This window comes from Variovorax sp. LjRoot84 (assembly GCF_964254305.1).
GTDB lineage: Bacteria > Pseudomonadota > Gammaproteobacteria > Burkholderiales > Burkholderiaceae_C > Variovorax.
The window spans coordinates 777,313-789,490 of sequence record NZ_CAXUTE020000001.1 but is presented as its reverse complement, the minus strand read 5'-3'; the positions used below and the strand labels follow the sequence as shown (position 1 = coordinate 789,490).

General features: G+C 68.4%; 11 protein-coding genes. All 11 read right to left on the bottom strand.

Going from position 1 to position 12,178, the window contains the following annotated elements:
- Positions 1–77: 77 nt before the first annotated feature.
- Positions 78–1,133, bottom strand: coding sequence for a branched-chain amino acid ABC transporter permease (locus ACSQ9I_RS03995; RefSeq protein WP_436312354.1), 1,056 nt, complete (start codon positions 1,131–1,133; stop codon positions 78–80).
- A gap of 41 nt (positions 1,134–1,174) precedes the next feature.
- Complete coding sequence (locus ACSQ9I_RS03990; RefSeq protein ID WP_436295337.1) at positions 1,175–2,332, bottom strand: ABC transporter substrate-binding protein; 1,158 nt, start codon at positions 2,330–2,332, stop codon at positions 1,175–1,177.
- Positions 2,333–2,370: 38 nt separating this feature from the next.
- Positions 2,371–2,841: an aromatic-ring-hydroxylating dioxygenase subunit beta gene (locus tag ACSQ9I_RS03985; protein ID WP_436312353.1), complete on the bottom strand. Its 471-nt coding sequence runs from the start codon at positions 2,839–2,841 to the stop codon at positions 2,371–2,373.
- A complete protein-coding gene (locus ACSQ9I_RS03980; RefSeq protein WP_436312352.1) occupies positions 2,838–4,154 on the bottom strand; it encodes an aromatic ring-hydroxylating dioxygenase subunit alpha in 1,317 nt (438 codons plus the stop codon). Before ACSQ9I_RS03980 ends, ACSQ9I_RS03985 begins: the two co-directional genes overlap by 4 nt.
- A gap of 7 nt (positions 4,155–4,161) precedes the next feature.
- Entirely contained in the window at positions 4,162–5,304 is a 1,143-nt protein-coding gene (locus tag ACSQ9I_RS03975) for an ABC transporter substrate-binding protein (protein ID WP_436312351.1), read from the bottom strand.
- 1 nt (position 5,305) lies between these two features.
- Positions 5,306–6,463 carry an ABC transporter substrate-binding protein gene (locus tag ACSQ9I_RS03970; protein ID WP_436312350.1) on the bottom strand — a complete coding sequence of 386 codons (1,158 nt, stop codon included), beginning with the start codon at positions 6,461–6,463 and terminating at the stop codon, positions 5,306–5,308.
- Positions 6,464–6,596: 133 nt separating this feature from the next.
- Positions 6,597–7,328, bottom strand: coding sequence for an SDR family NAD(P)-dependent oxidoreductase (locus ACSQ9I_RS03965; RefSeq protein ID WP_436302766.1), 732 nt, complete (start codon positions 7,326–7,328; stop codon positions 6,597–6,599).
- A complete protein-coding gene (locus ACSQ9I_RS03960) occupies positions 7,325–8,137 on the bottom strand; it encodes a cyclase family protein (protein WP_093110835.1) in 813 nt (270 codons plus the stop codon). The genes ACSQ9I_RS03965 and ACSQ9I_RS03960 overlap by 4 nt, the downstream gene beginning before the upstream one ends.
- Position 8,138: 1 nt before the next feature.
- Entirely contained in the window at positions 8,139–9,389 is a 1,251-nt protein-coding gene (locus ACSQ9I_RS03955) for an SDR family NAD(P)-dependent oxidoreductase (RefSeq protein ID WP_436295333.1), read from the bottom strand.
- Complete coding sequence (locus tag ACSQ9I_RS03950; protein WP_436312349.1) at positions 9,386–10,555, bottom strand: thiolase family protein; 1,170 nt, start codon at positions 10,553–10,555, stop codon at positions 9,386–9,388. The genes ACSQ9I_RS03955 and ACSQ9I_RS03950 overlap by 4 nt, the downstream gene beginning before the upstream one ends.
- Entirely contained in the window at positions 10,552–12,174 is a 1,623-nt protein-coding gene (locus ACSQ9I_RS03945; protein WP_436312348.1) for an AMP-binding protein, read from the bottom strand. The genes ACSQ9I_RS03950 and ACSQ9I_RS03945 overlap by 4 nt, the downstream gene beginning before the upstream one ends.
- Positions 12,175–12,178 lie beyond the last annotated feature (4 nt).

Here is a 12,178-nt window from a genome sequence, read left to right as displayed (position 1 = left end):
TCTCTCTGCGGGCTTGCGCGCGGCACCCGCGGCTTCATCGAACACGGGACGCACGACTTCGGGTGTGGGCGCGGCGCTCATTGGTCCACCTCCTCTTCTTCCTCTTCCGCATGCACGCTCAGGAAAGACCGCAGCATCAGCACCGGGATCAGCAGGCTGAAGACGATCACGTCCTTCAGCGCGCCGCTCCAGAAGGAGGCGAAGCTCTCGACCACCCCTACCGCCAGCGCGCCGATGGCGGTCATCGGATAGCTCACCAGCCCGCCGATGATCGCCGCCACGAAGGCCTTCAAGCCGATGATGAAGCCCGAGTCGTAGTACATGGTGGTGACCGGCGCGATCAGCACGCCGATCAGCCCGGCCAGCAGCGAGGCGCAGCCATAGGCCAGCAGCGCCGTGCGCGCCGGCCGGATGCCGACCAGCCGTGCGCCCACGCGGTTGACGGCGGTGGCGCGCAGCGCCTTGCCGGCCACCGTGCGCTCGAACACCAGGAAGAACATGCCACTGAGCACGATCGCCGCGCCGACCATCAGGATCACCTGTCCGCTCACCGCGAAGCCGTCGCCCAGGGGCAGAGAGCCGCCGGCCAGCGGCTGGGTGCGCGAGCCTTCGGGGCCGAAGAACAACAGGCCCAGGCCCGAGAGCAGGAAGTGCAGCGCGAGCGACACGATCAGGAGCACCAGCACCGACGCATCGGCGATCGGCTGGAACACCACGCGCGAGAGCAGCGGCGCGATCGGCACCACCAGCAGCACCGCGACCGCGATGTGCACCGGCGCCGGCACGCCGGGCCGGCTTGCCAGCCAGGCCAGCAGGCAGGGAATGAGCGGCAGCACGCCCCAGCCCAGCAGGGCCTTGGGGATGCGCGCCGTTTCGCCGCGGCGCACCAGGCTGCCGACCTCGGTCGCCAGCGCGAGCGCGGTGAGCACCACCACCATGCCGATGGTGGGCGGCACGCGCCCGGTTTCGAATGCGGCCAGCGACAGCGCGGCAAAGGCCGCGACGTCGCCGAAGGGCACGAAGACCACGCGGGTGACCGAGAAGATCAGCACCAGCCCCAGCCCGGCCAGAAGATAAACAGCGCCATTCGCCAGGCCATCGATGCCCAGGATCAGTGCCACGTCCGGTGTCATTGAACAGTCCTCCGCTTTGTCTCGCTCTTGCTAGTGCCGGCTCAGTTGGCGAGCTTCCACTGGCCGTTCTCGAGCTTGACGATCACGCGCGCGCGCTCGTCCACGCCGTAGAGGTTGCCGGGCTTGAAGTTGTAGACGCCGTGCGTGCCCACCACTTCCTTGGTGCTGGCGATCGCGTCGCGCAGGGACAGCCTGAACTCGGGCGTGCCCGGCTCGCCCTTGGCGCGCGCCGCGGCATCGGCGAACACCAGCCAGCCGTCGAAGGAATAGGCCGAGTAGGCGTCGCTGGTCGGCGCGTTGTTGACCTTCTGGAAGGCGGCACGGAAGTCCATGGCGATCTTCTTGGTCGGGTAGTTGGCCGGCAGCTGCTCGGCCACGATCACCGGGCCGGTCGGCATCAGCGCACCCTGCCCCGAGGCGCCGACGACGCGTACGAAGTCGGGGTTGATGAGCCCGTGCTGGCCGTACACCGGCCCCTTGAAGCCTCGCTCGGCCAGCGCCAGGAAAGGCAGCGCGCCCGGCGTGCCGGCGCCGCCCGTCATCACGGCATCCGGACGCATCGCGACCAGCTTCAGCACCTGGCCGGTGACCGAGGCGTCGGCGCGCGCATAGCGCTCGTTGCCCAGCACCTTGATGCCGGCCGCGGGCGCGGCCTTCATCAGGGCGTTGTAGACCAGGTCGCCCCAGGCATCGGAGAAGCCGATGTAGCCCACGGTCTTGATGCCGTCCTTCTTCATGCGCTCGACCACGGCGTCGATCATCAGCTGCGTGGGCTGCGCGACCGTGAAGACCCAGCCGTTCTCGGCCGGGTCGAGCTGGATCGGTGTGAGCCCGATCATCGGCACCTTGGCATCGCGCCCCACCTGCGCCATCGCGATCGCGGCGGGCACGCCGGAGGTGCCCATCAGCACGTCGACCTTCTCCTCCTCGACCAGCTTGCGCGCATTGCGGCCCGCGGTGGTCGGGTCGGAGCCGTCGTCGAGCACGATCAGCTGGATCTTGCGGCCGTTGACCTCCGGCTTGTAGGCCAGCGCGGCCTGCATGCCCTTGGCGTAGGGCACGCCGAGCGAGGAGTTGGGGCCCGAGAGCGACACGCTCAGGCCGACCTTGAGGTCGGCCGCGAGCGCGGTCATCGCGAATCCGGCGGCAAGGGCCGTGGCCAGCGCGCTGTGCGCCAAGGTCTTCATCAAGCTCTTCATGTCGTGGCTCCTGGTGGGTGGAAGGGTGAGCAACTCGCTCAAATGAACAACTGGATGGCCGGCAGCGCGCGGCCGGCGTTGAGAAGGTCGATGCGCTTCTGCCGGATCGCGAAGCCCTCGGGCGCGCGCGCGAGCAGGTGGCGGCAGGTGCCGGCGAGCATCAATTGCTCCTCGCCGCGCGACTCGACGTAGATGAAGGGCGTGACGAGCGCGACTTCGCCGGTGGCCTCGTCCTCGCGCTCCACGATCGAGCGCTGCAGCACGTGCTGGCAATGGCTCTTCGGATGCTGCGAGTGGGCGCGCGGGTTCTTCAGGCGGTCCACGCGCAGCTGCAGCAGCAGCCGGTCTTCGTAGGCCAGCGAGTTGTGCAGATGCGGATCGGCCTGCGCGGCCCCCTGCAGCGGCACCCAGTAATGGCCGTCCTCGGCGAACAGCGCGAGCCAGTCGTCGAAGCGGCCGGCGTCGAGCAGCGCGGCCTCGGCGGCGATGAAGTCTGCGGGGTCGGTCATGATGCGGGCTCCGCCATGTACTTCGCCCACGCGCGGAACTGGTTGCGCATCAGCAGCTCGTTGGTGCCGTTGGTGGTGATCGTGTCCTGCCCGAGCTCTGCGGAATCGAAGTTGCGATGCAGGCTCACCCATTCGTTGCCCTCGGCCTTCAGGCCCTGCTGAATGCTTTCGAACAGGTGCACGTCGTCGTGCGCCACCACCGACATGGGCGAGAAGACCAGCCGGTTGTAGGTCATCGCGCGCTCGAACAGCAGGTCCGGCGCACCGGCGGCGCGGAAGCTCCAGGCCTCGATCAGCGTGCGGTTCGCGGCCAGCGGGCGGATCACGCGGATCGCCTGCGGCGAGCCCTTGACCGACAGGCTGGGGAACAACACCGAGTTCTGCGGCGAGCGCTGCAGGATCTCCATCGCCCGCTCGGCGCCGTGCGCCTCGCGCATCGCCGCCTCGTAGTCGGGCAGCTGCGCGTAATTCGAGTGGATGCTGAAGTTCACGCCCAGCACGCTGTGGCCGTTGGCGAACACGCGCCCGCCCATCTTGTCGAAGAAGTCGTAGCCCGAGCCGAAGGGCAGGATCTGCTCCATCGCCATCGGCTTGGGCTCGTCGGGCGCACGGCCCTGCCACAGCGCACCGGCCGCCTGCGTGGCCGACTCGTGGGTCGACATCGGATGCACCGTGTCGTTGATGTTCTCGAGGTACATCTTCCAGTTGCAGTGGACGATGTTGCGCATCACGCCGCCGCCCGCCGTGAGCTTGCCCTCGGGCGAGCGATCGACCATGTTGTCGATGGCCTGCAGCACCTCGCCGAAGTAGGCCTCGAAGTCCGGTCCGCGATCGGCGATGCGCGTGAAGACGAAGTCGCGGTAGACGACCGTGTGCTTCAGCTCGGTCAGGCCCTGCCCTGATTCGCATTCCTTCAATCGCGTGCCTTCGTAGCCGGTCTTGAGCGGGATCGCGAGCGGCGCGCCGTCGAGCTTGTAGGTCCAGGCGTGGTAGGGGCAGCGGAAGAACTTGCCGGTGTTGCCGCTCTCGTCGGTCACGAGTCGAGTGCCCTTGTGCGCGCAGCGGTTGTAGAACACACGCACCGCGCCGTCGGGCTGGCGCACCATCATCACCGGGCGGCCGGCAAGTTCGAGCGACCAGAAGTCGCCGGTGTTCGGCACCTGGCTCGCGTGGCCGACGTAGAGCCAGGTGTTGGCGAAGAAGCGCTCCTGCTCGAGCGCGAACAGCTCCTCGCTCAGGTAGAGATCGCGGTGCACGCGGTCGTCCTGGACGAGCGCGCGGATCGCTTCGGGCCGGTCGCGGTAGCTGGTCATCGTCGTCCTAGGGAACCAGCTTCCACTGGCCCTTTTCCATCCGCACCACGACCACTGCGCGCTGGTCGGAGCCATAGCGGTTGTCGGGCTTGAAGTTGTAGACGCCGTGCGTGCCCACCAGCTCCTTGGTACCGACGATCGCATCGCGCAGCGCCGTGCGGTAGGCTGTAGTGCCGGGCTCGCCCTTGGTGCGCGAGGCGGCGTCGGCCAGCAGCAGGTAGGCGTCGTAGGTGTAGGAGGAGAAGGCATCGGTGGGCATCACGCCGTGCGCCTTCTGGTAGGCGCTGCGGAAGTTCATCGACACCTTCTTGATCGGGTTGTCCGCAGCGAGCTGGTCGGCCACCAGCACCGGGCCGCTGGGCACCTGCAGGCCTTCGATCGATGCGCCGCCGACGCGCACGAAGTCGGCATTGATCAGGCCGTGCGTGCCGTAGATCTGGCCCTTGTAGCCACGCTCGGCGAGTGCGAGGTAGGGCAGCGCGCCCGGCGTGCCGGAGTTGCCGGCGAACACCGCATCGGGGCGGCCCGAGACGATCTTCAGCACCTGGCCCGCCACCGACGAATCGCTGCGTGCGTAGCGTTCGTTGGCCACCACCTTGATGCCGGCGGCGTCTGCGCTCTTCACGAGCGAGTCGTAGGCCAGGTCGCCCAGCGCGTCGGAGAAGCCTATGAAGGCCACCGTCTTCACGCCCGACTTCTTCATGCGCTCGACCACGCCCGCCACCATCAGCGGAAAGGGCTGCGACACGGTCACGGTCCACGCGCCTTCGGCACCGGGAATGGTGACCGGCGTGGGCGAGATCAGCGGCGTGTTGAGTTCGCGCGCCACGGCCGCGATGGCCATCGCGCTGGGCACGCCCGAGGTGCCGATCAGCACGTCGACCTTGTCCTCCACCACCAGCTTGCGCGCATTGCGCCCGGCGGTGGTGGGGTCCGACGCATCGTCGAGCACGATCAGCTCGACCTTGCGGCCGGCCAGGATCGGATGCTCGGCGATGGCGGCGCGGATGCCCTTCTCGTAGGGGATGCCGAGCGCCGAGACCGGGCCCGAGAGCGAGCTGATGAAGCCGATCTTGAGATCGGCGGCCGCGGCATGCGCGGCAGCCAGGGCGATGGCCGTGAGGCCGGCAAGACGTGCGATGTTCTTCATCTCAGGGGACCAGCTTCCATTGACCCTTTTCGAGCTTGACGACCACGCGCGAGCGCTCGTCCGAGCCGTAGCGGTTGTCGGGCTTGAAGTTGTAGACGCTGTGCGTGCCCACCAGCTCCTTGGTGCTGACGATGGCATCGCGCAGCGCCACGCGATAGGCTGTAGTGCCGGGCTCGCCCTTGGCGCGCTGCGCCGCATCGAGGAAGAGCAGCCAGGCGTCGAAGGTGTAGGCCGAGAAGGCATCGGTCGGCGCCGCGCCGTTGGCCTTCTGGTAGGCCGCACGGAAGTCCATCGAGACCTTGCGGATCGGGTTGGAGTCGGGCAGCTGCTCGGCCACGATCACCGGGCCGGTGGGCGCCAGGAGCCCTTCGACCGAGGTGCCGCCCACGCGCACGAAGTCGGGGTTGATCAACGCATGCATGCCGTAGATCTGGCCCTTGTAGCCGCGCTCCGAGAGCGCGAGGTAGGGCAGCGCGCCCGGCGTGCCCGAGGTGCCGGTGATCACCGCATCGGGACGCAGCGCGACGATCTTCAGCACCTGGCCGGTGACCGAGGCGTCTGCGCGCGCATAGCGCTCGTTCGACACGACCTTGATGCCGGCCGGCTCCGCGCTCTTCGTCAGCGCGTCGTAGACCAGGTCGCCCCACGCGTCGGAGAAGCCGATGTAGCCGACCGTCTTCACGCCCGACTTCTTCATGCGCTCGACCACCGCGCTCACCATCAACGGCGCGGGCTGCGGCAGCGTGACCATCCAGGCGCCCTCTTCGCCGGGCAGGTTGGCGTTGGCGATCGAGATCAGCGGCGTCTTGGTTTCGCGCGCCACGGCCGCGATGGCCAGCGCGCCGGGCGAACCGGCCGTGCCGATGATGACGTCGACCTTGTCCTCGTCGATCATCTTGCGCGCATTGCGCGCCGCGGTGGACGGGTCCGACGCATCGTCGAGCTGCACCAGCTGGATCTTGCGACCGCCCACTTCGGACTTGTAGGCCAGCGCGGCCTTCATTCCCTTCTCGTAGGGAATGCCCAGCGAAGACACCGGCCCCGAGAGCGAGGTGATGAAGCCGACCTTGTAGTCGGCAGCCCAGGCACTCGCGGCGCTCAATGCACCGATGCCGAGGACGATGCCCGCCAGGGCGCGGATGGGGCTTGGAACTTTCATGACGATCCTCCAGGGGTTGAGCTGAGCCTTAACATGATTTATGAAATGTTTAGACCTAAACAATACTAGCGAGACGATGGTGCAATGACAAGGGAGACAACGAGAGGTTTTGCGTTTGGCGCGCGATGCACCGCTACAGCGCGAGACTGCCCACACTGGTGCCGCCGCACACATAAAGAACCTGGCCGGTGACGAAGCTGTTGGCCGGGTCGACGAAGAAACGCACGGCCCGTGCCACGTCGGAGGATTCGCCGAGGCGCTGCACCGGCACCGAGGCCGCGAGCGCGCGTTCCTTCTCGCTGCCAGCCTCCACCACGTCGTAGAACATGTCGGTGCGGATCGGCCCCGGCGCCACCACGTTCACCGTGATGCCGTCGGCCGCAAGCTCCAGCGCCCAGGTGCGCGCCATGCCCAGCATGCCGGCCTTGGTGGCCGAATAGTTCGTTCGCGTGGCCAGGCCGACCGCCGCGCGCGAGGACAGCAGCACCACGCGGCCGAAGCGTTCCGCGCGCATCGCGGGCAAGGCTGCCTGCACCAGCTGGATCGCGCAGCCCAGATGCAACTCGGCCAGCGCGTCCAGGTCATCGAGCTTCACGTCCGCGAGCAGCGCGGGCCGGATCACGCCGGCGTTGTGGACCACGGTCGTCACCTCGAAGCGACGCGCCATCTCGCGCGCGGCTTCGGCGGTGGCGGCACGGTCCATCAGGTCGACCTCGATGCTGTGCAGCTTGGGATGGTCGATCTCGCAGCGGCGCCGCGCCAGCGACACCACCTCGTAGCCCTGCGCGAGCAGGTCCGCGCAGATGGCCTTGCCGATGCCGGCACTGCCGCCGGTCACGGCGGCGACGGGATGCGTGAGATTCATGGTGCCGCCCCCACCAGCGCCAGCACGCGCAAGGGGCTGCCGCTGCCCTTCTCGATCTTGAGCGGCGGGCAGATCAGCACCGCGCCGGCCGGCGGCAGCAGGTCGAGATTGCTGAGGCACTGCAGCCCGTAGCGCCCGGCGCCGTGCATGTAGTAGTGGCAGGGATAGGGCGGGCGCAGGTGGTAGCCCTGGCCGGCATCGGTGCCGATGGCTTCGGAGCCGAAGCCCAGCACGTCGCGCTGCTCGACCAGGAAGCGCACGGCCTCGGTGCTCGGACCCGGCGTGTGCTGCCCGGTCTCGTCGAAGTTCTGGTACGCCTCGGGGTCCTGGCGCTTCGACCAGTCGGTGCGCATCAGCGCCCAGGCGCCTTTCGGGATGCGGCCGTGCTTGGCCTCGTAGCGCTCGATGTCTTCCACCGTCAGCAGGTAATCGGGATCGGTAGCCGATTGAGCGGAACAGTCGATCACGCAGGCCGGCGCCACGAAGTGCTGCACCGGAATCGTGTCGACCGAGTTGTTCGGCAGGTCGCGGCCCGAGATCCAGTGGATCGGCGCATCGAAGTGCGTGCCCGTGTGCTCGCCGCAGGAGAAGTTGTTCCAGTACCAGCCGGGTCCGCGCTCGTCGTACTTCGACACCTCCTCGATGCGGAAGGGCCAGCACTGGCCCATCTCGGGCGGCAGCGCGATCTGCGGGAACTCGGGCGAAAGCGTCTGCGTGAGGTCGATCACGCGGATGCGGCCTGTGGCCATCGCGCTCACGAGGCCGCCGAGGATCTCGGCGGTGGACATCAGTTCGGTGGTGGTCGTCATCTCATCCTCCAGCTGCGAGTTCGCGTTCGAGCACCTTCGGGTTGTCGCGCCAGCGCTCCAGCCACTCCTGCGCCACGTCGCCCGGGTAGACGTCCTCGACGCCGTCGCGCAGCGCCTTGACGATCGCATTGGCCAGCGCACTCGGCGCCAGCTTCGGCGGCGGCATGTGCTGGTTCCACTCGTCGTCGATCGGCCCGGGGAACAGGTTGATCACGCGGATGCCGGCCGGCCGCATCTCGGCGCGCAGGCATTGGGCGAGCGAATAGGCCGCGGCCTTGGATGCGCTGAAGGTGCCGTGCGGCGGGAAGTTGGACAGCGCATAGATCGACAGCAGGTTGACCCAGGCCGTCGCACTGCTCACGCCGTCCGCCGAGCGCCCCTTGAGCGCCGGGCCGAACTCCTGCGCCAGCCGCAGCAGGCCGAAGTAGTTGATGTCCATCTCGGCCTTGGCGACGTCGGTACCACGGCGCGCGCCGATGCCGAAGTTGCGATGCACCTCGGCGTTGTTGATCACGATGTCGACCTTGCCGCCGATCTCGCCGGCCAGCTCGCTCACCGAGCGGCCGTTGGTCAGGTCCAGCGGCACCAGCGTGACCTGCGGCAGCGCCGTGATGTCTTCCAGGCCGCCCATCTTCTTCCACGGTTCGGCATGGCCGACCCACACGATGTCGGCACCGGCCTTGACCAGCGCACGCACGATGGCCTGCCCCACTTCGGTCTTGCCGTCGGTGACCAGCGCCTTGCGGAACTTCGGGTCGCTGGTCATCTCGCGCAGCATCTTGTCGTCGGCCATATGGGCACTCCCTTCGTTCGGAAAACCAATGAGAACGGCCTGCCCCGCGCGGTCGAGCCGGGCGCCGACACGCACGCGCGCCGGCGCCTCGCCGACCTCGCCGTGCAGGTGGACCATCAGCGTCGGTCCGGCATCGAGATGCACCAGGCCCAGCCGCCAGGGCAGGCGTTCGCGGAAGAACAGGTCGTTGCTGTGATGCAGCGTGGTGCTGCTGATGAGTTCGCCCTCTCCGCTTTGCTCGCGCCAGTGCAGGCGCGGCGACAGGCATTTGTGGCAGGCCTCGCGCGGCGGGTACTGCACCGTGCCGCAGTCCTCGCAGGTCTGCAGCTCGAAGCGGCCCTCGGCCGCGGCGGCCGTGATGCCCAGCGCGACGCGGCCGCGCGCCCAGGGCGGCAGGTTCATCTGCCGCGTGCGCAGGACCGGGTTCTTGCGCTTGGGGCGCATCAGGGGCATGGTCATTCCGATCTCCCCAGGATCACGGCGCCGGTGCAAAGGCAGCGGTCGTAGGTCACCATGCCGAAGCCCGCGACCAAGCCGAGCTGCGCATCGGGCACCGTGCGCGGCCCGGCCGTGTCGGTCAGCTGGCGGATCGCTTCCACCATGCCGAGGAAGCCTCCCGCCGCGCCTGCCTGGCCGGCCGACAGCTGCCCGCCGCTGGTGTTGTTGGGAAAGCTGCCGTCGAAGGTCATCGTGTTTGCGCGCACGAAGGCGGGGCCCTCGCCCTTCTCGCAAAAACCCAGGTCCTCGAACTGCATCATCACGATGACGGGATAGTCGTCGTAGGTCTGGACGAAGTCGAGCGCAGCGGGTTGCACGCCGGCCTGCGCATAGAGATCGTCGCGGTCCATGCGCCAGCCGCCCTGCACCATCACCGGATCGTCGGCAAAGGCATTGTGCCGCTCGATCGCGCCGCGGATCACTGCATGCGGCAGGCCCAGGTCGCGCGCACGCTCCTCGCTCATCACCAGAAAGGCTTCCGCGCCCGCACAGGGCATCACGCAGTCGAAGAGGTGGATCGGGTCGGAAATCGGCCGCGCCGCCATGTACTCGTCGAGCGTGAGCGGCTTCTTGAACATCGCATCCGGGTTGCCCAGTGCGTTGGTGCGCTGGTCCACCGCGATGCGGCCGAAGTCCTCGCGCTTCGCGCCGAAGGTGCGCATGTAGTTGGCGGTGATCATCGCGAAGATGGAATTCGGCCCGCCCGAGCCGTAGGGGTAGCTCGCGTCGCGCGCGAAGTTGCTGAAGCTGCCCAGCGTCTGGCGGAAAGAGTCGACGTGGTTGGTGTCGGCGCCGACGCAGGCCACGATGTCGGCGTCGCCGGCCTGCACGGCGCGCGCCGCGCGGCGCAAGCACATCACACCGGATGCGCCGCCGGTCGGCATGTGGTCGAGCCAGCGCGGCGAGAGGCCCAGGTGCTGCGTCACGCCCACCGCCGTGTCCGGCGCAAGCGAGAAACTGCTGAGGCACAAGCCGTCGATCTGCTCCTTCGGCACGCCGCTGGCTTGCACCAGCGCCTCGAGCGCCTGCCCGATGAACCAGTGCGCGGTGCGCGTCGAGTAGCGCACATAGGGCACGGTGATGGGCACGGCCACCGCGACGCCTTCGTAGGACTGCCGGCGCGTCATGCCTGCCTCTTTTTCATGGCGCGGGTGTCGATGCAATGGCCCTGCCCCGGCAGCACCTGCGCCAGTTCACGCAACTGCCCGCGCTGGATCTTCTGCGAAGCCGTGAGCGGCAGCGCGTCGACGAAAGCCACGTAGCCCGGTGCCTTGTAGTAGGCCAGCTGCGCCAGCGCGTGCTCGACGATGCTGGCCGCGATCTGCGCGCGCTCCGATGCGTCGACCTCCTCGCGCACCACGATGCAGGCCAGCACCTCGTCGCCGCGCACCGCATCGGGCGTCGCGGCGACGGCCGAGGTCTTCACGGCCGGATGCTGGTTCAGCACGCTCTCGACCTCGACCGCCGAGATGTTCTCGCCGCTGCGGCGGATCACGTTCTTCTTGCGATCGACGAAGAAGAAGTTGCCGTCCGCATCGCGCCGCACGAGATCGCCGGTATGGAACCAGCCGCCGGCCCAGGCCTCGCGCGTGGCTTCCTCGTCCTTCAGGTAGCCGGAGAAGAAGTAGCGCCGCGGGTCTTCGCCGGCGGAGCGCACCAGCAGTTCGCCCGGTGCGTCGCCGATCGCATCCCGGCCTGCGTCGTCCACGAGGCGAATCTCGACGAACTCCTCCTGCCGGCCGAAGCAGCTCGTGCCCACCAGCCGCGGCTCGCGATTCGCCATCACGCAGGCGGCGGCGCCGGTTTCGGTCATGGCCCAGGCCTCGACCAGCGGGAAACCGAAGCGGGCCTCGAAGGGCGCGTGGTTCTTGCGGTCGACGCCGGCGCCGAAGCCCCAGCGAATCGCGTGGTCCTTGTCGGCTGCCGACGCGGGTGCCGACAGCAGCATGGCCGGCATCACGCCCAAGTAGTGCGCGATGGTGGCGCCGCTTTCGCGCACGCTCGCCAGCCAGGTCTTCGGATGGAAGCGATCGAGCTGCACCAGGCAGCCACCGGCGACCAGCACCACCATGGTCGAGAAGGCCATCGCGTTCATGTGATTGAGCGGCAGCGGCGTGATGACGCGCTCCGCATCGCGCCGGATGCCGCACACGCCGTCGAGCGCGGCATACCACTCGCCGGCGCGCAGGAAGTAGGCGTTGCTCAGGATGCAGCCCTTGGGCCGGCCGGTGGTGCCCGAGGTGTAGAGCAGGCCGCATTCGGTCTCGGGGCCGATCGCTTCGTCGACACGCGGCGCAGCCGTCCGCGCGGGCGGCACTTCGTCATCGGGCCCCATGGTTGCGAAAGCGACGCCGGTCTGCGCCGCCGCGGCGCGCAGATCGGCCGCACGTTCAGGCAGGGTCACGGCCAGGCCGATCTCGCTGTGGCCGATCAGGTAGACCAGCTCGGCGGAGCGCATCTCGGCGTTGATCGGCACCACGCTCACACCCAGTGCGTTGAGCGCGAACCAGTGGAACAGGAAGGCCGGCCGGTTCTCCAGCAGCAGGCCGACGCGGTGGCCATGGCCATAGCCCGCCTCTGCATAGGCCACGCGCAGGCGTTCGACCGCTGCCGCGGCCTCGCCCCAGCGGATGGCACCGGCGGCGATGCCGTAGGCCTTGGCGGTCACCGATTCGGTGAACAGGAACTCGGCCTCCGGCGTGCGCGCCGCGGTGGCAGAGAAGACGTTGTGGACGGTGACGTGCATCGCG